At 71.6% G+C, this 19974-nt stretch carries 20 protein-coding genes and 1 riboswitch; of the genes, 11 read left to right on the top strand and 9 right to left on the bottom strand.

Features of this window, described 5'->3' with window-relative positions:
* Window positions 1–131: 131 nt before the first annotated feature.
* From rlmN to IF655_RS15125, 4 genes are all read left to right on the top strand, one after another.
* Window positions 132–1238 carry a 23S rRNA (adenine(2503)-C(2))-methyltransferase RlmN gene (gene rlmN, locus IF655_RS15140; protein ID WP_199585275.1) on the top strand — a complete coding sequence of 369 codons (1107 nt, stop codon included), beginning with the start codon at window positions 132–134 and terminating at the stop codon, window positions 1236–1238.
* 58 nt (window positions 1239–1296) lie between these two features.
* Window positions 1297–1405, top strand: a riboswitch (TPP riboswitch).
* An 82-nt stretch (window positions 1406–1487) separates the two neighbouring features.
* Window positions 1488–2570, top strand: a complete 1083-nt coding sequence (locus IF655_RS15135; RefSeq protein ID WP_199585274.1) for a thiamine ABC transporter substrate binding subunit — start codon at window positions 1488–1490, stop codon at window positions 2568–2570.
* 56 nt (window positions 2571–2626) lie between these two features.
* Window positions 2627–4228, top strand: a complete 1602-nt coding sequence (locus tag IF655_RS15130; protein ID WP_199585473.1) for an iron ABC transporter permease — start codon at window positions 2627–2629, stop codon at window positions 4226–4228.
* Window positions 4228–5250: an ABC transporter ATP-binding protein gene (locus IF655_RS15125; RefSeq protein ID WP_199585273.1), complete on the top strand. Its 1023-nt coding sequence runs from the start codon at window positions 4228–4230 to the stop codon at window positions 5248–5250. The genes IF655_RS15130 and IF655_RS15125 overlap by 1 nt, the downstream gene beginning before the upstream one ends.
* Window positions 5251–5354: 104 nt before the next feature.
* On the opposite strand, the gene IF655_RS15120 is transcribed toward IF655_RS15125, so the two are convergent.
* The 6 genes from IF655_RS15120 to IF655_RS15095 all read right to left on the bottom strand — a co-directional run bounded on the left by IF655_RS15120 (window position 5355) and on the right by IF655_RS15095 (window position 11004).
* Window positions 5355–6056, bottom strand: a complete 702-nt coding sequence (locus IF655_RS15120; RefSeq protein WP_199585272.1) for an LAETG motif-containing sortase-dependent surface protein — start codon at window positions 6054–6056, stop codon at window positions 5355–5357.
* 303 nt (window positions 6057–6359) lie between these two features.
* Window positions 6360–6767: a VOC family protein gene (locus IF655_RS15115; protein ID WP_199585271.1), complete on the bottom strand. Its 408-nt coding sequence runs from the start codon at window positions 6765–6767 to the stop codon at window positions 6360–6362.
* A 102-nt stretch (window positions 6768–6869) separates the two neighbouring features.
* Window positions 6870–8189 (bottom strand): hypothetical protein, encoded by a 1320-nt coding sequence (locus IF655_RS15110; protein WP_199585270.1) that lies wholly within the window; start codon window positions 8187–8189, stop codon window positions 6870–6872.
* The gene (locus IF655_RS15105) at window positions 8171–8911 is read right to left on the bottom strand and encodes an ABC transporter ATP-binding protein (RefSeq protein WP_199585269.1); all 741 of its coding nucleotides are present in this window, start codon (window positions 8909–8911) and stop codon (window positions 8171–8173) included. Before IF655_RS15105 ends, IF655_RS15110 begins: the two co-directional genes overlap by 19 nt.
* A gap of 207 nt (window positions 8912–9118) precedes the next feature.
* Window positions 9119–10483, bottom strand: a complete 1365-nt coding sequence (locus IF655_RS15100; protein WP_199585268.1) for an aspartate aminotransferase family protein — start codon at window positions 10481–10483, stop codon at window positions 9119–9121.
* Between the two features lie 2 nt (window positions 10484–10485).
* A complete protein-coding gene (locus IF655_RS15095; protein WP_199585267.1) occupies window positions 10486–11004 on the bottom strand; it encodes an Lrp/AsnC family transcriptional regulator in 519 nt (172 codons plus the stop codon).
* Window positions 11005–11209: 205 nt separating this feature from the next.
* Here IF655_RS15095 and IF655_RS15090 point away from each other — a divergent pair, with 205 nt between their 5' ends.
* Together IF655_RS15090 and IF655_RS15085 are read left to right on the top strand one after the other, a co-directional pair.
* Window positions 11210–12649 (top strand): gamma-aminobutyraldehyde dehydrogenase, encoded by a 1440-nt coding sequence (locus IF655_RS15090; protein ID WP_199585266.1) that lies wholly within the window; start codon window positions 11210–11212, stop codon window positions 12647–12649.
* A gap of 126 nt (window positions 12650–12775) precedes the next feature.
* Complete coding sequence (locus IF655_RS15085) at window positions 12776–13969, top strand: extracellular solute-binding protein (protein ID WP_199585265.1); 1194 nt, start codon at window positions 12776–12778, stop codon at window positions 13967–13969.
* Window positions 13970–14012: 43 nt separating this feature from the next.
* On the opposite strand, the gene IF655_RS15080 is transcribed toward IF655_RS15085, so the two are convergent.
* From IF655_RS15080 to IF655_RS15070, 3 genes are all read right to left on the bottom strand, one after another.
* On the bottom strand, window positions 14013–14558 hold the full coding sequence (locus IF655_RS15080; protein WP_199585264.1) for a sigma-70 family RNA polymerase sigma factor: 546 nt from the start codon (window positions 14556–14558) through the stop codon (window positions 14013–14015).
* Window positions 14559–14671: 113 nt separating this feature from the next.
* Window positions 14672–15547 carry a hypothetical protein gene (locus IF655_RS15075; protein ID WP_199585263.1) on the bottom strand — a complete coding sequence of 292 codons (876 nt, stop codon included), beginning with the start codon at window positions 15545–15547 and terminating at the stop codon, window positions 14672–14674.
* Window positions 15548–15558: 11 nt separating this feature from the next.
* Window positions 15559–16356, bottom strand: a complete 798-nt coding sequence (locus tag IF655_RS15070) for a lytic transglycosylase domain-containing protein (protein WP_199585262.1) — start codon at window positions 16354–16356, stop codon at window positions 15559–15561.
* Window positions 16357–16570: 214 nt separating this feature from the next.
* On the opposite strand from IF655_RS15070, the gene IF655_RS15065 reads away from it, so the two are divergent.
* The 5 genes from IF655_RS15065 (at window position 16571) to IF655_RS15045 (ending at window position 19949) form a co-directional block, all read left to right on the top strand.
* The gene (locus IF655_RS15065; RefSeq protein WP_242488740.1) at window positions 16571–17206 is read left to right on the top strand and encodes a hypothetical protein; all 636 of its coding nucleotides are present in this window, start codon (window positions 16571–16573) and stop codon (window positions 17204–17206) included.
* Window positions 17203–17487 carry a hypothetical protein gene (locus IF655_RS15060; RefSeq protein ID WP_199585261.1) on the top strand — a complete coding sequence of 95 codons (285 nt, stop codon included), beginning with the start codon at window positions 17203–17205 and terminating at the stop codon, window positions 17485–17487. The genes IF655_RS15065 and IF655_RS15060 overlap by 4 nt, the downstream gene beginning before the upstream one ends.
* A 79-nt stretch (window positions 17488–17566) precedes the next feature.
* Complete coding sequence (locus tag IF655_RS15055; RefSeq protein ID WP_199585260.1) at window positions 17567–17854, top strand: hypothetical protein; 288 nt, start codon at window positions 17567–17569, stop codon at window positions 17852–17854.
* Between the two features lie 62 nt (window positions 17855–17916).
* Entirely contained in the window at window positions 17917–18681 is a 765-nt protein-coding gene (locus IF655_RS15050; protein WP_199585259.1) for a hypothetical protein, read from the top strand.
* Window positions 18678–19949, top strand: a complete 1272-nt coding sequence (locus tag IF655_RS15045) for a hypothetical protein (RefSeq protein ID WP_199585258.1) — start codon at window positions 18678–18680, stop codon at window positions 19947–19949. Before IF655_RS15050 ends, IF655_RS15045 begins: the two co-directional genes overlap by 4 nt.
* Window positions 19950–19974: the final 25 nt, after the last annotated feature.

The following is a 19974-nucleotide window of genomic DNA, read 5'->3' as shown; positions in this document are numbered from 1 at the left end:
GAGTGATCACCACTGGGCCGTCTCTGGGCCGTCCGAGGCCGGTCAATGCCGATCGGTGGCGACCACTAACGACAGTCCTAGCGGCCGACAGCCGCAGGTCACCCGGTTGGATCTGCGACACTAGAACCACCATGCCCAAGCCCGGAGAACTCACATTCGTCGCGCCGCGCGGAGCCAAGAAGCCGCCGCGGCATCTTGCTGATCTCACGCCTGCCGAGCGCAAGGACGCTGTCGCGGAGGTCGGGGAGAAGCCGTTTCGCGCCAAGCAGTTGTCGCAGCACTACTTCGCGCGGTTCGCGCACGACCCCGAGGAGTGGACGGACATTCCGGCCGGTTCCCGGGCGAAGCTGCGGGAGGCGCTGTTCCCGGAGCTGATGTCGGTGGTGCGGCATCTGGCGACCGACCAGGGGACCACGCGTAAGACCCTGTGGCGGCTGTTCGACGGCACGCTCGTGGAGTCGGTGCTGATGCGGTACCCGGACCGGGTGACCATGTGCATCAGCTCGCAGGCGGGGTGCGGGATGAACTGTCCGTTCTGTGCGACCGGGCAGGCGGGGCTGGACCGGAATCTGTCGACCGCCGAGATCGTGCACCAGATCGTGGACGGGATGCGGGCGCTCAGGGACGGGGAGGTCCCGGGTGGGCCCGCTCGGCTCTCCAACATCGTCTTCATGGGGATGGGGGAGCCGCTCGCCAATTACAAGCGGGTCGTCGGAGCGATTCGTGCGCTTACTGATCCCGCTCCGGACGGGCTCGGGCTGTCGCAGCGCGGTATCACCGTGTCGACGGTCGGGCTCGTCCCCGCCATCCACCGCTTCGCGGACGAGGGCTTCAAGTGCCGGCTCGCGATCTCCCTGCACGCCCCCGACGACGAGCTGCGCGACACCCTCGTCCCCGTGAACACGCGGTGGAAGGTGCGCGAGGTGCTGGACGCCGGGTTCGAGTACGCGGAGAAGTCGGGTCGCCGGCTGTCCATCGAGTACGCGCTGATCCGGGACATCAACGACCAGGCGTGGCGCGGTGACCGGCTCGGGCGGCTGCTCAAGGGCAGGCCCGTGCACGTCAACCTGATCCCGCTGAACCCGACCCCCGGCTCCAAGTGGACCGCTTCCCGTCCCGAGGACGAGAAGGCGTTCGTCGAGGCCATCGCCGCGCACGGGGTTCCGGTGACCGTGCGGGACACCCGGGGTCAGGAGATCGACGGGGCGTGTGGTCAGCTCGCCGCCACCGAGCGGTAACCTGGGCCGGTCCACATAACGTCATACCGGTATAACTTCATACGCGTCATACATCTGCATATTCCGACAGGGGAGCGCCACAGCGCTGAGAGTGCGGCACCAAGGCCCGCAGACCCTCTGAACCTCGCCCAGGTCATTCTGGGTAGGAAGTTCGGTCACCACTCAAGCTGTTGCGCCCTGCCCGGGCTCCGTCCGCGGAGACCGGGCAGGGCCGCGTCTCTTCCTGGCCAGACCCAGGAGGAACATCCAGTGCACACCAAGACCCTCGTGGCCGCGGCGGTCGGCCTCGGCATGGTCACGCTGTCCGCGTGCGGCTCCGGCGGCGCCGGAAGCGGGCACACCGCCGCCGACACCAAGACCGTCACCCTGGTCAGCCACGACTCGTGGGCCGCGTCCAAGAGCGTCATCCAGGACTTCGAGAAGCAGTCCGGCTACAAGGTCCGCGTCCTCAAGGACGGCGACGCCGGTCAGGCAGTCAACAAGGCGATCCTCACCAAGGACCACCCCCAGGGCGACGTGCTCTTCGGCGTCGACAACACCCTGCTCTCCCGCGCCCTCGACAACGGTCTCTTCCAGCCGTACGCCGCCAAGGGCCTGGACAGCGTCGACCCCGCTTTCCAGCTCGACGCCGCCAAGCACCGCGTCACGCCCGTCGACTACGGCGACATCTGCGTCAACTACGACAAGGCGTACTTCAGCAAGCACAAGCTCACGCCGCCGCGGAGCTACGCCGACCTCGCCGACCCGAAGTACAAGAACCTCCTGGTCACCGAGAACGCCTCCACCTCCTCGCCCGGTCTCGGCTTCCTGCTCGGCAGTGCCGCACGGTACGGCGACAAGGGCTGGGAGGGGTACTGGAAGAAGCTCAAGGCCAATGGCGTGAAGGTCGTGGACGGCTGGGAGCAGGCGTACTACCAGGAGTTCTCCGGCTCCTCCGAGGGGAAGAAGGCGGGTGGCGACCGCCCGCTCGTCGTCTCCTACGCCTCCTCGCCGCCCGCCGAGGTCATCTACGCCAAGAAGCGTCCCTCGACCGCCCCGACCGGCGTCTCCGAGGGCACCTGCTTCCGGCAGACCGAGTTCGCCGGGCTGCTGAGCCACGCGAAGAACCCCCAGGGCGGCAAGGCGTTCCTCGACTTCCTGCTGTCGAGGAAGTTCCAGCAGGACATGCCGCTGAACATGTTCGTGTACCCGGTGGTCAAGGGCGCCGAGGTGCCCGCCGAGTTCACCGAGTACGGTCCCGCCGCCAAGCACCCCGAGACCATGGCGCCCGGCAGGATCGCCGCCAACCGCGACCAGTGGGTCAGCTCGTGGACGTCGCTCGTACTGAAGTAGCCGCGCGGCGGGCGGCCACGCGGCGCACCCGCGCGAACGCGACCCGGCTCGGTCTCATGGCCGTGCCGGTCGCGTTCTTCGCGGTGTTCTTCGCCTGGCCCGTCGCCGCGATCGTGCTGCGCGGGCTGAAGGCGGACGGCACCTGGCACCTCGGGCGCGTCACGGACGTGCTCGCCCGCCCCGACATCCGCCATGTCCTGTGGTTCACCACCTGGCAGGCGCTCGCCTCCACCGCGCTCACCCTGCTGATCGCGCTGCCCGCCGCCTACGTCTTCGCCCGGCTCGACTTCCCCGGCAAACAGGTGCTGCGCGCCGTCATCACCGTGCCGTTCGTGCTGCCGACCGTCGTCGTCGGCACCGCCTTCCTCGCCCTCGTCGGGCACGGCGGGCTCCTGGACGAGCTGTGGGGCGTACGCCTGGACACCACGGTGTGGGCGATTCTCCTCGCGCACGTGTTCTTCAACTACGCGGTCGTCGTGCGCACCGTCGGCGGTCTGTGGGCGCAGCTCGACCCGCGGCAGGAGGAAGCCGCCCGGATGCTGGGCGCCTCCCCGCTGCGCGCCTGGCGGCAGGTCACCCTGCCCGCGCTCGCGCCCGCCGTGGCAGCCGCCGCGCTGATGGTCTTCCTGTTCACCTTCACCTCCTTCGGCGTGGTCCAGATCCTCGGCGGGCCCACCTTCTCCACCCTGGAGGTCGAGATCTACCGGCAGACCTCCGAGGTCTTCGACCTCACCACGGCTGCCGTCCTCACCCTGCTCCAGTTCGCCGCCGTCGGCGCGATCCTCGCCGTGCACGCCTGGACCGTACGGCGGCGCGAGAGCACCCTGCGCCTGGTGGACGCCTCGGTCACCGCCCGCCGCCCGCGCGGCGCCGGACAGCGGGCGCTGCTCGCCGGGGTCCTCGCCACCGTCGCCCTGCTCCTGGTCCTGCCGCTCGGCGTGCTCGTGCGCCGCTCCCTGGACGCGCCCGGCTTCGCCTACTACCGGGCGCTCACCGACACCGACGGCGGTACGTTCCTGACGGCGCCGCTGAACGCGGTGTGGACCTCCCTCGAGTACGCGGTCGCCGCCACCGCCATCGCCGTGGCGATCGGCGGACTCGCCGCCGCCGCGCTGGCCCGCCGGGACGCGGGACGGCTGGTGCGCGGGTTCGACGCGCTGCTGATGCTGCCGCTCGGCGTCTCCGCCGTGACCGTCGGCTTCGGCTTCCTGATCGCCCTGGACAAGCCGCCGCTGGACCTGCGCGAGTCCTGGATCCTCGTCCCGCTCGCCCAGGCACTGGTCGGCGCCCCCTTCGTCGTACGGACCATGCTGCCCGTGCTGCGCGCGGTGGACGGACGGCTGCGGGAGGCGGCCGCCGTGCTCGGCGCTTCGCCCTGGCGGGTGTGGCGGGAGGTCGATCTGCCGCTGGTGCGCAGGGCGCTGCTGATCGCGGCGGGGTTCGCGTTCGCCGTCTCCCTGGGCGAGTTCGGGGCGACCGTCTTCATCGCGCGCCCCGACAATCCGACCCTGCCCGTCGCGGTGGCCCGGCTGCTGAGCCGCCCCGGGGAGCTGAACTACGGCCAGGCGATGGCCCTTTCCACGATTCTCATGGTCGTCTGCGCGGCTGCCCTGCTCCTCCTGGAGCGGGCTCGCGTGGACCGGACGGGGGAGTTCTGATGCTGCTGAGCCTTCGCGAGGCGACGGTACGTCTCGGCGGGCGTCCGGTGCTGGACGGCGTCGACCTCGATGTCGCCGAGCACGAGGTGGTGTGCGTGCTCGGGCCGAGCGGCAGCGGCAAGTCCACGCTGCTCAGGACGGTTGCCGGGCTCCAACCACTGGACGCCGGGCGGGTGTTGCTCGACGGGCGCGACCAGGCGGGGGTGCCCGCGCACCGGCGGGGCGTGGGGCTGATGTTCCAGGACCACCAGCTCTTCCCGCAGCGGGACGTGGGCGGCAACGTCGCCTTCGGACCCCGGATGCACGGGGTGTCCAGGTCCGAACGGGACGCCGAGGTACGGACGTTGCTGGAGCTGGTCGGGCTGCCCGGTGCCGAACGGCGGGCGGTGGCCGGGCTGTCCGGCGGCGAGCAGCAGCGGGTCGCGCTCGCGCGGGCGCTCGCGCCCCGTCCCAGGCTGCTGATGCTGGACGAGCCGCTGGGCCAGCTCGACCGCTCGCTGCGCGAACGTCTTGTGGTCGAACTCAAGGAACTGTTCGGGCAGTTGGGCACCACCGTGCTCGCCGTCACGCACGACCAGGGCGAGGCGTTCGCCCTCGCCGACCGGGTCGTGGTGATGCGGGACGGGCGAATCGCCCAGTCCGGTACGCCCCTTGAGGTGTGGAAGCGGCCCGCCGACGCCTTCGTGGCCCGCTTCCTCGGCTTCGACAACGTGGTGGCGACGACCGTCACCGACGCGGTCGCGGACACCCCCTGGGGCAAGCTGCCGGTGCCGGAGGGCTCGCCCCAGGGCAGCCGCGAACTGCTCGTACGGCCCGCGGGCGTACGGCTCGTGGCGGAGGACGCGGGGTTGCCCTGCACGGTGGTGGCACGCACCTTCAAGGGCACCCATGTCGCGCTGCGGTTGCGACCCCACGACGGCGGACCGCTGCTGGAAGCCGCCTGCGCGCTGGCCGAGGCGCCGGAGACCGGGGCGGAGACGGGTGTGGTGTTCGACGCGGCGGACGTGGTCGTCCTCGGCTGACCGGCTGACCGGCGGTGCGGCGGTGCGGAAACGCGACCGCGGCCCGCCCCCGTGGATTCGGGAGCGGGCCGCGGTGGTGAAGCGGTGGTGGGTGAAGCCCGGCGTCAGCCGCCGTTCTTCGCGCCACGGCGGCGCATACCGAAGTACACGGCGCCGCCGCCGACGACCACGAGGGCGCCCGCGACACCGGCGATCAGACCGGTGTTGGAGTTGGCACCGGTCTCGGCGAGGTTCGAGTCACCGATGGCCGCGGACGGCGCGTTGCTCGGGACGTCGGACGCCGGGGCGGCGGCGCTCTCGGACGCCGAGTCGGACGGGGAGGCGCTCTCCTCGGCCGGCTTGGTCTCCGACGGGGACGGCTTGGCGGACTCGGAGGCCGAGTCGCTCGGGGCGGGCGAGTCCTCCTTCTTGCAAGCGTTCGCCGGGGTCTTGAGGTTGTCCTTGATGTCCTCGTCGACGAGTCCGGGAACCTTGACGTGGATACGGTAGGTCGCGTTGGCCTGCCAGTCCTCGTCGAAGGAGACCTTCGCGCCCTCGCGGGCCCCGGTCACCTGCTTCTCGCCGACCTGCTTCTCGTCGGCGCCGTTGTTCTCCAGGAACACGGTCACGGTGGCGGTCCGCTTTGAGGCATCGATGTCGGTGACGACGATCTGGCCCTTGTCGCCCGTGCACACGGCCTCGGCCGAGAAGTCACGGATGTTGCACGCGAGAGCCTGGCTGGAAACGCCCAGGACCAGCGCGGCGGACGCGGAGGCGAGACCCAGGATGCGCACGGAGCGGCGTGCGTTGCGGCGGGATATGGACAAGTCCTGTCCTTTGCTGAGTGCAGAACTGCGGGGGGTAGTGGGGGAGTTGGGGCGGGGTGAGGCGCAGCCCCGGCACCCCCACGAGACACACAGGTTTATAAGCGCTCCATAAGGAGTGTCAATGCGTAGGTGTCTGTGAGCCGCTGACTTTACTGTCTTATTAACTGAAGAGACGTTTCAACGCCTCGGCCGCCGACTCTATCCGGTCGCTCACCTGGCCAACTACCGCCCCTACAACGGCAGAAGGCGTCGGCGTCCGGTCGCCCGGACACCAACGCCTTGCTCCGCTCAGCACATTGACGGTCAGCCCTGGATCGCCGCCGGGTCCATCCACATGACCTCCCAGGTGTGCCCGTCCAGGTCGTCGAAGGCGCGGCCGTACATGAAGCCGTGGTCCTGGGGCTCGCCGTGGGCGGTGCCGCCCGCCGCGATCGCCTTGTCCACCAGCTCGTCCACCCGCTCGCGGCTCTCGGCGCTCAGACAGAGCAGCACCTCGCTGGAGGTCCGCGCGTCCACGATCTCCTTGTCGGTGAAGCGGGCGTAGTGCTCGCGCGTCATGAGCATCGCCACGATGGTGTCGCTGATGACGACACAGGCGTTCTCGTCGGTGCTGAACTGCGGGTTGATCTCGTAGCCCAGCTCCGTGAAGAACTTCCGGGTGGCCGGGACATCGGCGGTGACCAGGTTGACGAAGATCATCTGGCGGTACATGGGGCCCTCCGGGGTCCGTGTGTTCGATGGTGTCCGCCGGTGTAGACGGCGGACCGCCCCGGAACTCATCGGTGCGCTCAAGGCTTGTTCAGCGGGCTGTGCTCAGCGGCTTGTCGGCAGCGCGGACAGATAGGCGATCAGCAGGGTCAGCGGACCGAACACGGCGAGCAGGGCGGCGGCCCGCAGCGCGGCGGCGCCGCGCAGCATCGTCGCGGGGGCGCCGAGGCGCAGCAGCGCGGCGGTGGTGTCGGCGCGGGTCTGGCGCGCCTCCACGGCGGCGGTCAGCAGCGTGGCCAGCGTGCAGCCGGCCACCACCAGCGTGCCGAGCAGGGTCAGCGGGCCGAAGGGCGGCGCGGAGCCGTCGTACAGCACGGTCATCGCGAACGCGGCGGACGCCACCGCGCACAGCACGCCGAGCGGGCGCCCGATCCGCGTCGCCTCGGCCATCAGGACCCGCCCGGCCAGCAGCCTGAGCGCGCCGGGCTGCGCGCTCTGCAGCAGGCGCCCGGCGAGGTACGTCAGCCCCGGCGCGGCCAGGACGAGACCGAGCGCGGTGAGCATCCAGCCCGCGAGCACCGCCGCGCCCTCGGCGGGCAGCGCGGCGAGCGAGGGGGCGGGGGTGACCCGGCCCGCGTACGCCTGGACGGCGAGACCGCCCGCCAGCGCGGCGACGCCCCAGGGGAAACCGGCGGGTGCCTCGCGCGGGGCGGGCGGTACGGCGACGACCTCGGGCGCGCCGACAGCGGCAGCGACGTCCGCACCGACGGTCGTACCGGCACCCGCGTCGGCACCGGCATCGGCACCCGCGCCGAAGGCAGCCTCACCGGCGCTCTCGTCGTCGGTCAGGGGCTCGGGCGCCCCGTCCGGGCGGCGTCCGAGCGCCGTGTCGTACCAGCGTGCCCCCGGCCGCCCGTCTCTCGGGCGCAGGGCGAGGGCGACCGTCAGCGAGGCGACGGCCGGGGCGAGGGCGAGCAGGGTCAGTGCCGCCGGTACGGGCAGCGGCTGGTCGGCGGCGAGCAGCTTGGCGCCGTCGCCGTCGAACGGCATCCCCGTGATGTCGCCGCGCAGGTGCAGGAAGAACATCAGGGCCACCAGCGAGCCCAGTACGCAGGAGAGCGCCGTGGTCAGCGCGGAGATCGCCATCAGCCGCCCGGGACCGAGCCCGACCGCCGAAAGCCCCGGGCGCGGCCGGGTGCCGGGGTCGGTGCGGGCCACCGCGAGCGCGAGGTACGCGGTGGCGGCGAGCGGCGCCAGGCACCAGGCCAGGCGCAGCGCGCCCGCGCCCGGGGTCGCGGGGTGTCCGAGCGCGTAGCCGAGGGAGCCGAGGAGCAGGAACCCGGTGCCCGCCGAAGCCGCGGCCACCAGCAGGCGGCGCAACTGGACGGCGGGCCGGGCGGCACGGGTCAGGCGGAGAGCGAGCACGCGGCCCGGCCCTCCTTCTCCTCCGCGTCCGGCAGATGCACGGTCTTCACGCGCCGGCCGTCGAGCAGGGAGACGGTGCGGTCCGCGAGGGCCGCGGTCTCGGGGTCGTGGGTGGCGAGGACCACGGTGATGCCGTGGGAGCGGGCGGCCGTGGTGAGGGTGCGCAGGACGTGTCCCCGGTCGGCGCGGTGCAGCGGGGCGGTCGGCTCGTCCGCGAACAGGACCGTGGGTCCGGTGGCGAGCGCGCGGGCGATGGCGACGCGCTGGCGTTCGGCGTGCAGCAGCGCGTGCGGGCGCTTGCGGGACTTGTCCCCGACGTCCAGGCGCTCCAGCCACTCCATGGCGGCCACCTTGGCCCGGCGCCGGCTCGTACCGCGCAGCATCAGGGGGAGCGCGGCGTTCTCCCAGACGTTCAGCTCGGGGACGAGGGCGGGCGCCGGGTCGATCCAGCCGAACCGGTCGCGGCGCAGCCGTTCACGGGCGAAGGGGCCCATGGTGTGCACGGGGGAGCTGTTGAACCAGACCTCGCCGTCCCGCACGCGCACCTGGCCGGACAGGCAGCGCAGCAGGGTGGTCTTGCCGCTGCCGCGCGGACCGCCGACGGCGAGGATCTCGCCCTCGCGCACGCCGAGCGAGATCCCGGCGATGCCGGGTGAGCCGTCGGGGTGCCTGAAGGTGAGGGAGCGTGCCCAGAGCACGTCGTTGTCCGGCGGGGCCTCCATGGGCGTACACCTCGGTTCTGATCCGTTTTCCCGTGTCCCGTCCCCCGTCCGGGGGAACGAAACGCCGGGCCGATCGGTCACTGGGCACGCTAAGGAGCCGTCGCCCTGAGGCCGGACAGCACACGGCCCCGGGCCGCCGTTCTCACTCGAACGGGCGGCGCCGGGGCCGGGGCCGGTCGACCGACCGGAGGCATCCGCGCGGGGAGGTCAGACCTTGGTCCACGCCTCCGTGAGGGTGGCGCGCAGGATCTGCTCGATCTCGTCGAAGGTCCCCTGGTCGGAGATCAGCGGCGGGGCGAGCTGGATCACCGGGTCGCCCCGGTCGTCGGCGCGGCAGTACAGACCGTTCTCGAACAGCTTCTTGGAGACGAAGCCGTAGAGGATGCGCTCGATCTCGTCGCCGTCGAAGGACTCCTTGGTGTTCTTGTCCTTGACCAGCTCGATGCCGTAGAAGAAGCCGTTGCCGCGGACGTCGCCGACGATCGGCAGGTCGTGCAGCTTCTCCAGGGTCGCGCGGAAGGCGTCCTCGTTGTCCAGGACGTGCTGGTTGAGACCCTCGCGCTCGAACAGGTCGAGGTTGGCGAGACCGACGGCGGCGGAGACCGGGTGACCGCCGAAGGTGTAGCCGTGCAGGAAGACGTTGTCGCCCCGGTAGAACGGCTCGGCGATGCGGTCGGAGACGATCGTCGCGCCGATCGGGGAGTAGCCCGAGGTCATGCCCTTGGCGCAGGTGATGATGTCCGGGACGTAGCCGAACTTGTCGCAGGCGAACATCGTGCCCAGGCGGCCGAAGGCGCAGATGACCTCGTCCGAGACGAGCAGCACGTCGTGCCGGTCGCAGATCTCGCGCACCCGCTGGAAGTACCCGGGCGGCGGCGGGAAGCAGCCGCCCGCGTTCTGCACCGGCTCCACGAAGACCGCGGCGACCGTGTCCGGTCCCTCGAACAGGATCTGCTGCTCGATCTGGTCGGCGGCCCAGCGGCCGAACGCCTCGGGGTCGTCGCCGAAGACCGGGGCGCGGTAGATGTTGGTGTTCGCCGCCTTGTGCGCGCCGGGCACCAGCGGCTCGAAGGGCGCCTTCAGGGCGGGCAGACCGGTGATGGAGAGGGCGCCCTGCGGGGTGCCGTGGTAGGCGAGCGAGCGGGATATGACCTTGTGCTTGGTGGGCTTGCCGACCAGCTTGAAGTACTGCTTGGCGAGCTTCCAGGCGGTCTCGACGGCCTCGCCGCCGCCGGTGGTGAAGAAGACCTTGTTGAGGTCCCTGGGCGCGTACCCGGCCAGTCGCTCGGCCAGCTCGATCGCCTTGGGGTGGGCGTAGGACCACACCGGGAAGAAGGCCAGCTCCTGGGCCTGCTTGAGGGCGGTCTCGGCCAGCTCCGTGCGGCCGTGTCCGGCCTGGACCACGAACAGACCCGCGAGGCCGTCGAGGTACCGCTTGCCCTTGTCGTCGTAGATGGAGGTGCCCTCGCCCCGGACGATGGTCGGGACGGGGGAGTTCTCGTACGAGGACATGCGGGTGAAGTGCATCCACAGGTGGTCGTACGCGCTGCGGCTGAGGTCCTTCTGGGTCACGGTTATCGGGTTCCCCACATGTAGGTCTGCTTCTTGAGCTTCAGATAGACGAAGCTCTCGGTGGAGCGCACGCCGGGCAGGGCCCGGATGCGCCGGTTGATCACGTCCAGCAGGTGGTCGTCGTCCTCGCAGACGATCTCGGCGAGGACGTCGAACGAGCCCGCGGTCATCACCACGTACTCGACGTCCGGCATGGCGGTCAGCGCGTCCGCGACGGACTCGACGTCGCCCTCGACATGGATCCCGACCATCGCCTGCCGACGGAAGCCCACGGTGAGCGGGTCCGTGACGGCGACGATCTGCATCACGCCCTGGTCGAGCAGCTTCTGCACGCGCTGGCGCACGGCCGCCTCGGAGAGACCGACCGCCTTGCCGATCGCGGCGTAGGGCCTGCGGCCGTCCTCCTGGAGCTGCTCGATGATGGCGAGGGAGACGGCGTCCAACTGGGGAGTGCCGCTCCTGGACTCGCGGGCGGAGTCCCTGGGTTCTGCGCTTCGACTGGCCACGCCCACACTGTGCACGACGTCTCGACAGTTTCGCAAGGCTCGATCGATGAAATTCGTTGTTTACGAGGGTGCAGTGTGCGGATTTCGCAGGACTGGTGGTGGTGGGGGTGTTGAAAACGTGGGTGTCGCGACTAGGGTTGGGCTGTCTCAGCCACCGGACAGCCGTGCTGCCTCCGGGGCGGGACCGCTCCAACCCTCGAACCAGATCAGGAGGCCGGCAGTGAGCACCGAGCTGCGTCGTCTGCGCAACTACATCGACGGTGAGTTCCGGGACGCCGCCGACGGACGGACCACCGAGGTGGTCAACCCCGCCACCGGTGAGGCGTACGCGACCGCGCCGCTGTCCGGGCAGGAGGACGTGGACGCCGCCATGGCGGCCGCCGCCGCGGCCTTCCCCGCCTGGCGCGACACCACCCCCGCCGAGCGGCAGAAGGCTCTGCTGAAGATCGCGGACGCCTTCGAGGAGCGGGCCGAGGAACTGATCGCGGCCGAGGTGGAGAACACGGGCAAGCCCGTCGGGCTCACCCGCACCGAGGAAATCCCGCCGATGGTCGACCAGATCCGCTTCTTCGCGGGCGCGGCCCGGATGCTGGAGGGGCGCTCCGCGGGCGAGTACATGGAGGGTCTCACCTCCATCATCCGCCGCGAGCCGGTCGGCGTCTGCGCCCAGGTCGCGCCGTGGAACTACCCGATGATGATGGCGGTGTGGAAGTTCGCCCCGGCGCTCGCCGCGGGCAACACGGTCGTGCTCAAGCCGTCCGACACCACCCCCGCCTCCACGGTCCTGATCGCGGAGATCCTCGGCTCGATCCTGCCCAAGGGCGTCTTCAACGTCGTCTGCGGCGACCGCGACACCGGGCGCCTCATGATCGAGCACCCCGTCCCGGCGATGGCGTCCATCACCGGCTCGGTGCGCGCGGGCATGTCGGTCGCCGAGTCCGCCGCCAAGGACCTCAAGCGGGTCCACCTGGAGCTGGGCGGCAAGGCGCCGGTCGTCGTCTTCGAGGACACCGACATCCCCAAGGCTGTCGAGGACATCTCGGTGGCGGGCTTCTTCAACGCCGGGCAGGACTGTACTGCCGCCACGCGCGTCCTCGTCCAGGAGTCCATCCACGACGAGTTCGTCGCCGCGCTCGCCAAGGCCGCGCAGGAGACCAAGACCGGTCAGCCGGACGACGAGGACGTGCTCTACGGCCCGCTGAACAACCCCAACCAGCTCAAGCAGGTCGCCGGTTTCATCGAGCGGCTCCCCGCCCACGCCAAGGTCGAGGCGGGCGGCCACCAGGTCGGTGACAAGGGCTACTTCTACGCCCCGACCGTCGTCTCCGGCGTCTTCCAGGACGACGAGATCATCCAGAACGAGGTCTTCGGTCCCGTCATCACCGTCCAGTCCTTCACCGACGAGGACCAGGCCGTCGAGTGGGCCAACGGCGTCGACTACGCGCTCGCCTCCTCGGTGTGGACCAAGGACCACGGGCGCGCGATGCGGATGTCCAAGAAGCTGGACTTCGGCTGCGTGTGGATCAACACGCACATTCCGCTGGTCGCGGAGATGCCGCACGGCGGGTTCAAGAAGTCGGGCTACGGCAAGGATCTGTCGGGGTACGGGTTCGAGGACTACACGCGGATCAAGCATGTGATGACTTCGCTGGACGCGTAGTCGCTCTGCTGGGTTCGGCTGGTTTTCCGGCCGCGGGCGCGTGGGGGCTGTTCGCGCAGTTCCCCGCGCCCCTTAAGGGTCGGACCCGGATTGTCACTTTTAAGGCTCGGGCGGCACACTTTCCGGGTGCTTCACACCTCTGTTCGTGGTTCCGCCCCCTCCCGTCGGACCCTGCTGCGTGCTCTCGGGGGTACCGCCGCGCTCGGCGCTCTGGCCGGGTGCGGGGTGCCCTCGGCGTACGTACGTGCCGGGGAGCGGTCGGCGCCGGACCGGTCCGCGGGTGACCACCGGCTGGTCTGGTCGAACTGGCCGCTGTACATCGACACCGATGACGACGACCCGAACAAGCGGCCCACGCTGGACGTCTTCGAGAAGCGCACGGGGATCTCGGTCGACTACGTCGAGGAGATCAACGACAACGACGAGTTCTTCGGCAAGATCAGCCCCGCGCTGATGAACCACCGGCCGACCGACCGCGACCTGATCGTCATCAGCGACTGGATGTGCGCGCGGTACGTCCGCCTCGGCTGGGTCCAGCGGATGGACCGCGCCCACCAGCCCAACGTCGCGAAGTACCTGGACCCGCTGCTGCGCTCGCCCGCCTTCGACCCCGGGCGCCTGTACACCGTGCCCTGGCAGTCGGGCATCACCGGCATCGCCTACAACCACCGCAGGCTCGGGCGCGAGATCCGGGGCGTGAAGGACCTCTGGGCACCCGACCTCAAGGGGCGGGTGACGCTGCTCTCCGGTCTGGACGAGGCGTTCGCGCTGCTGATGCAGTCCAACGGCGTCGACATCACCCGGTGGACGGCGGACGACTTCCACACCATCTGCGACCAGGTCGCCCACCAGGTCCGCCGCGGTCAGATCCGCCGCTTCACCGGCAACGACTACACCAAGGACCTCGTCAGCGGCGACGTCCTCGCCTGCCAGGCGTACTCCGGCGACGTCATCCAGCTCCAGGCCGACAACCCCGACATCCGCTTCGTCGTCCCCGAGGAGGGCGCCGAACTCTGGTCGGACTCCCTGATGATCCCCGACCTGGCCGCCCACAAGACCAACGCGGAACGCCTGGTCGACTACTACTACGCCCCGGACGTCGCCGCGAAGCTCGCCGCCTGGGTCAACTACGTCTGCCCCGTCCCCGCCGCCAAGGACATCCTCGCCTCCTCCAAGGACAGGGACACCGCCGCCCTCGCGGACAACCCCCTGATCTTCCCGGACCCGACGATGCGCTCCCGGCTCGCGATAGCCCGGGACATCACGTCTACGGAACGGGTGGAGTTCGCGCGGCGCTGGAACCGGATCGTGGGGCTCTGAGAGCACTCAGCCCAGTCCCCGCTCAGCCCAGCCCCCGCTCCTCTCAGCCCAGACCCCGCTCCTCCAGTGCCGTCCGCAGTGAGCGCAGGGCGTAGTAGACGCGGGACTTCACGGTGCCCTGGGGGACGCCGAGGGCAACGGCGGCTTGTTTGGTGGTGCGGTCCTCGAAGAAGGTCGCTTCCAGGACGTCCCGGTGGGCGGGGGTCAGCGCTTCCAGGGCGTCCTGGACCACGATCGCCGAGAGCATGCGCTCCATCTGGTCGGCTTCCGCGCCCAGTTCGGTCAGCCAGGTCGCGCCGCTGACCTCCGGGGGACGGGCGCGGCGGGTGCGGTGCGCGTCGATGACGAGGTTGCGCGCGACGCGGAACATCCAGGGTCGTACTTCCATCCCCTCGCGGTCGGTCAGGTTCCGCTTGTTCCAGCAGCGCAGCAGCGTCTCCTGGACGACGTCCTCCGCCCGGTGCGTGTCGCCGCCCAGCAGCCGCAGCACGTACGCGTGGAGCGCCGGGCCGTGCTCGACGTAGAGGTCGCCCAGCGCCCGTTCCTCCGGGGTCGTCGCGCTCGCCGACCCGATCACCGTCACGTTCATGGTGTGCTCCCGCTCCTCGTGCTCCTCCGGGACTCGGGAGTGTCGCGAGGGCGGTTCCACACTCGATTGACGGTCGTTCTACGGCGGCGTACATGCGAGCGCGGGGCGCCGGGTCAGGCGTACGCCTCCAGGGACTCCACCTGGTCGCGCACCCGCTCGGCGAGTTCCGCGTGGCCGGGCGGGAGCGGGCCCAGGCTGCCGAGGCGGTCCCACATGTGCAGCAGCTCGCGCCCGTGTACGAGGGCTGCCCGCTCGTCGTCGAGTCGCTGCCAGGCGGCCGCCGCCCGCACCACCTCGGTCGGCGCCTGCGCGTCCCCGGCTCCGCAGCGGCTGCGGGCGACGGACAGCGCGAGCACGGTCGCCTCGCGGTGCCGCCCGCTCAGGTGCGCGAGGTACGCCTCCACGGCGCGGGCCTGGAGGGTGTGCGGGTGCTCGGTCCCGGCCGAGCCGGTCAGGCGCTCGCGCAGCGCGGTCGCCTCGGTGAGCGCTTCGTCCAAGTGGCCTGTGCGTGCCAGGGTGTTGATGCGGGTCACGGGCTCCGCGAGCTGCGGCGGGACGTCGGCGTCGGGGTCGGGGTCGGAAGCGGGTGCGGGGGTTGCCGGGGGAGTGGCGCGAGCGGCGGCGGTGGCGCGGGCTCGGGCGAGTACGGCGGCGATGGCGGAGCGGTCCGGGGTCCTCTCGGGGTCCTCGGGGGCGTCCTCCGGCTTCCCGGACGGGTCCTCGGGTGCGCCCTCGGGCGTGCTCTCGCGTGCGCCCTCCGGCTCCTCGGACGGCAGTACGCGGCTGGAGCCGTCCGGGGAGACCTCCAGGACGAAGCGGTCCGTGTCCTCGGCCACGGCCGCCGCCACCGCCGAGCCCCGCCGCTCGGCGTAGCGCTGCAGCCGGTCGAGGACGGCGTCGTGCACGGAGCCGCCGGGTCCCGCCGTGACGGTCTCCCCGTCGATGACGGCGAACTCGCCGCCGGACACGCGTACCTGGTGACTGATCATGACCATCCTCCTCAGAGGGAACCGTCGGTGGGGGTGGGAGTGACGCCGGGGGTCGCGCCGTCGGGCGGGGCGGCGACGCCCGCGTACTTGGCGAACTGGGCGCGGATCGAGGCGACATACCCCTGCGCCTCCGCCGTGTTCGGTACGCCCTTCGCCGCGAGGACGGAGTCCATCCCCACGTCGTACGCGGCCAGCGCGAGGTCCAGCGCGGTGCCCTGGGCGCGACCGTCGTCGATCGCCTGCTGCGCCTGGTCGGCCAGGTCGCACAGGTAACGGCCCTGGGCCAGCACGGAGTCCGCCGCGTCCAGCGCGGAGACCTTGTCGTTGTCGTCGTCGTCCTTGCCGTACTTCTCGAAGACGTCGAGCGGAAGTTGGGAGAGCCCCTTCTCGCCGTCCGGTCCCACCAGCGAGGCGTTGAACGAGGACTCCCGCTCCACCTGCGCGGCGATGACGATCGGCCCGATCGCGTCGCACAGGGCGCCGGCCTTCTCGATGGGGTCGACGAGGTCGTCCGGGACGGTGTCCTCGTCGAGGGTGCCCTTGCCGTCGCCGTTGAAGATCTCGACCGCCTGGCTCGCCTGGTCCTCGGGCGAGGAGCCCCCGGAGTCGCCCCCGCCGCCGAACAGCAGGATCAGCGCGATGAGCGGGGCAAGGAGCACGCCGAGCCCGCCGAAGACGATCACCACCACGATCGTGCCGATCAGAGCCACGGGCGACAGCAGACAGCCGCAGCCCGCCCCGGCCGCCATGGTGTTCCTGACGGCGTTCGAGGCGCTCTGCTCCCCGCCCGCTCCGTTCTCCGCGCTCATCGCGCCTGCCTTCTTCCTCTCGCCTTGAACCGCTGTGCCCGGACGGCCCGTTGTGCTGTCCGTCGGACTCGGCACACCCAACGGGTCCTGGAGCGAAGAAGTTCAAACCGGTGGAAAACAGATGAGCGGAGAGGGAGGCGGGGCACACATGGGCACTCCGTCGGCGACACCGCCGGGTCCACGGGCCTGGGAACGGGGCCCCAAGGTCGCGTCCGTGTCCGGGACCGCGGCAACACCCGTGGTCCCGCCAGGAGTTCGGTCGACAGCCGGTTCCGCACCAACACCCGTCGCCCCGCAGGGAGTTCGACCCGCGACCGATGTCGCGCGCACCGCGCCCCGCTCGGCGCCGCCCGCGCGCCGTACCGGCGGAGCCCCCTGGGACGAGCCCCGGCGCACCGTCCCCACGCGGGCGGAGTCGAAGGACGCCGTCGGCTGGGTCAAGGCGCACGGCGGAGCCGGTGCCACCTCGCTGGCGGACCTGCTCGGCGGGGTGGACGTGGGCGCCCGCTGGCCGGAGCCCGCGCGGGGCGAACCGCGCCGGATCGTGCTGGTCGGACGCACCAGCGCCCACGGGATGCGGTCCGTCTCGCGGGCGCTCGGCGCGCTGCACGAGGGCAGGGCGCCGCACGGGCTCGAACTGCTCGCGGTGGTGCTCGTCGCCGACGCCCCCGCCCGGCTGCCGCTCGGTCTGCTGCGCCGCGTCCGCATCCTGCGCTCGGCCGCCCATGTGCACCGGGTGCCGTGGATACCGGCGTGGCGGGTGGGTGCCGAGCCGAGGTCCATGCCCCGTCAACTGGCCACGCTCGCCCGCCTGGTGGGCGCCGACCCGCACGCGGAGGTGAGCGCGTGACGAGTCACCGCCTCCTCGCGGGTCCCCTGCTTGCCGCCTTCGACCCGGGCGTCGACGCGGGAACCCTGATCAACCTGCTCGCCTGGTGCGCCTCCGCCGCAGGGGTCGGCGGACTCATCGTCGTCGGCACCCGGATGTCCCTCCAACTGCGCCGGGGCGACCCAGGGGAGGGCGGCGAGCACTTCCGCGGCGTCTTCTACGTCACCCTCGGCTGTCTGCTCGCCACCTGCGCCGGACCGCTCGTCGCGGCCCTCGGCTCGCTGCAACTGCTCGGCCCCTGAGCGCCGTAGCCCCTCATCGCCACCGCACGTCCCCGTCGCCCGCCGTTCGCGCCGGGCGCCCCGACTCCCGGAGATCCCCATGTCCTCACTGCTGTTCGAAGCCTCCCGCCTCCTGGCCTCCGGCGTGCCCCAGCCGACCCGGCAGGCGCCCGGCGAACTGACCGCGAAGGTCGACACCGTGCTCGGCATCGCCGCCTGGGCGGGTACGGCCGCCGGGGTCGCCGGGGTGCTGGTCACCGGCGCGATGATGGCCCTCTCCCTGAAGCGGGGCGAGAGCTCGGAGCACATGAGCCGCCTCGGCATGGTGCTCGGCGGCTGCGTCCTGGTCGCGACGGCCGGACCGCTGGTCGGCTTCGTCTTCAACTGACGTCTTCGACCGACCTCGCCCAGCGTCGACTTCGACGGAAGCGCACACAGGGAGCACTGGTGATGTTCACACGCAGACGGCGCCGGACCGAGCAGGAGGGGCCGTACTGGAAGCAGCGCGGCTGGCAGATGTCGGCGGGCTTCCTGGCGGCCGTGGTCGTCCTCGCCGGGATCGTCGCACTGACCTCGGGGAGCGACGGCGCGGACCGTGCCGAGGCAGCCGCCCCCGGTGGTCCGCCGAAGGGCGGCGCCCTCGCCACCGACGGGCGCCCCCCGGGGTGCCACACCGACGAGGCGCCCGGGAACACGGTGCCCGCGACCGCCCCGACGGACATCCGCTGGCGCGCGATCGGCGTCGTCCGCGTACCGGTGTCGGCGGCCGCCGGTCCCACCGTGACCGACCGGGCGCCCTGGTGGTGCTTCGCGCACACGCCGGTCGGCTCCGTGCTCGCCGCCCAGGTCATCACCTCCCAGATGAGCGAGGCGCACTGGCGGACCGTGGCCGACCGGCAGCTCGTGCCGGGCCGGGGTCGCGACCGGTTCGTGTCCCACCGCTCCACCGTGCGCACCACCGGCACCGAGCGGCGCCCGGACAGCGCCTCGGTCTCGTCGTACGCGGGGTTCGCCGTGACCCGGTACGACGGCAAGGACTCCACCGTGGACCTGCTCATCAGGAGCAGCCAGGGATTCGCCGCGACCAGCATCGACCTGCGCTGGAGCGGCGGCGACTGGAAGGTGCTGCCCGCCGGGGACGGCTCCCTGCACAGCCCGGTGCGCTCGGTCCAGAACGCCAACGGCTACCTCGTGTGGGCAGGGGCGCGGACATGAGCTGCGACGACGGCAATCCGCTGCTGAACGCCCTGGTCGGGTTCTTCAGCTTCCTCGGCGACCCCATCGGCACGATCATGAAGGGGATCGCGGACTTCGTCCTCGCCGCCGCCGTCGAGGTGTTCGGCGATCTGATCACCAGCATTCCGACCCTGCCGAACACGGACACCTCCAAGGACATCAACAACCAGTCCCAGTGGATCGTGGTCTACCTGGCGGTGGGCTCGCTGCTGTTCGCCGCCGCGCGAATGGCGGTCGAGCAGCGGGGCGACGCGGGCAAAACCGCGCTGAAGGGCATCCTGCGGGTGATCCTCGTCTCCGGCGCGGCCACCACCGTCGTCACGGCGGCGGCCAGCCTGTCGGACCGTTACTCGGACTATCTGTTCCAGCAGGGCGCACAACGCCAGCTCGACTCGATCGGCCAGTGCTCGGACGGCGGCGGCATCCAGGCGTTCCTGCTGATGGTGCTCGCCTTCCTGCTGCTGCTCGCCGGGATCGTCCAGACCGTCCTGCTCTACATCCGGCTCGGCGTGATGATCCTGCTGCTCGGCACCCTGCCGATGGCCGCCGCCGCCTCCATGACGGACTGGGGCGCGGGCTGGTGGCGCAAGCACGTCGGCTGGATGGTCGCCTGGCTGCTGTACAAACCGGCGGCGGGACTCGTGATGTACGCGGGTTCGGTGATGACGACGTACAGCTCGGGCGACGGTGACGGCAGCGACGTCAACGTCCGTATCGCCGGTATCGGCGTGATGCTGCTGTCCGCCGTCGCGCTGCCCGCGCTGCTGAAGCTCGTGGTGCCCGCGACCGCCGCGCTGGGCACGGGCGGCGCCATGCCCGGCGCCGTCTCGGCGGTGGGCGGCGGCATCGCGACCGGCGCCCGTTCGCTCGGCGGCGCGAGCGGGGGCAGCGGCAGCGCCGGATCGGGCGGGCGGGGCGGTCCTTCGGGACCCTCCGGGGCGTCGGGCACCTCCGGCGGAGGCGGCTCGGCAGGACGGAGCGGCATGGCGGGGGCGTCGGGCGAGTCCGGTGCCTCCGGGTCGTCCGGCGCGTCGGGTGCCCGCCCGGCGGCGGCGAGCGGTGCGGGCGCGGGCGGCGGCGCGGGCGGTGGCTCGGGTGCCGCCGCCGGAGCCGGACGCGCGGCGGCAGCCGCCGGAGGACCGGTCGGCGCCGCGGTCGTCGTGGCGGCGAGCGCCGCGCAGGCTCTCGGCAGGACCGCCGCCGGTGCCGTGGACGGCGCCGACGGCAACCACGGCCACAACACCTGACCTCCCCCTGAACCACCGTCAACGA

Origin of the sequence: Streptomyces sp. DSM 110735 (genome assembly GCF_016482685.1) — a bacterium.
Classification (GTDB): domain Bacteria; phylum Actinomycetota; class Actinomycetes; order Streptomycetales; family Streptomycetaceae; genus Streptomyces.
The sequence above is the reverse complement of the archived record's forward strand: the minus strand, read 5'-3'. Positions and strand labels throughout refer to the sequence as shown.

Bases quoted from the DNA above. Each gene is read 5' to 3' on its own strand.
- IF655_RS15050 (WP_199585259.1), top strand. From the start codon at position 17,917: ATGTTCACACGCAGACGGCGCCGGACCGAGCAGGAGGGGCCGTACTGG.
- IF655_RS15105 (WP_199585269.1), bottom strand. From the start codon at position 8,911: ATGGAGGCCCCGCCGGACAACGACGTGCTCTGGGCACGCTCCCTCACC.
- IF655_RS15070 (WP_199585262.1), bottom strand. From the start codon at position 16,356: ATGAGCGCGGAGAACGGAGCGGGCGGGGAGCAGAGCGCCTCGAACGCC.
- IF655_RS15115 (WP_199585271.1), bottom strand. From the start codon at position 6,767: ATGTACCGCCAGATGATCTTCGTCAACCTGGTCACCGCCGATGTCCCG.
- IF655_RS15075 (WP_199585263.1), bottom strand. From the start codon at position 15,547: ATGATCAGTCACCAGGTACGCGTGTCCGGCGGCGAGTTCGCCGTCATC.
- IF655_RS15045 (WP_199585258.1), top strand. From the start codon at position 18,678: ATGAGCTGCGACGACGGCAATCCGCTGCTGAACGCCCTGGTCGGGTTC.
- IF655_RS15130 (WP_199585473.1), top strand. From the start codon at position 2,627: ATGGCCGTGCCGGTCGCGTTCTTCGCGGTGTTCTTCGCCTGGCCCGTC.
- IF655_RS15055 (WP_199585260.1), top strand. From the start codon at position 17,567: ATGTCCTCACTGCTGTTCGAAGCCTCCCGCCTCCTGGCCTCCGGCGTG.
- IF655_RS15080 (WP_199585264.1), bottom strand. From the start codon at position 14,558: ATGAACGTGACGGTGATCGGGTCGGCGAGCGCGACGACCCCGGAGGAA.
- rlmN (WP_199585275.1), top strand. From the start codon at position 132: ATGCCCAAGCCCGGAGAACTCACATTCGTCGCGCCGCGCGGAGCCAAG.
- IF655_RS15125 (WP_199585273.1), top strand. From the start codon at position 4,228: ATGCTGCTGAGCCTTCGCGAGGCGACGGTACGTCTCGGCGGGCGTCCG.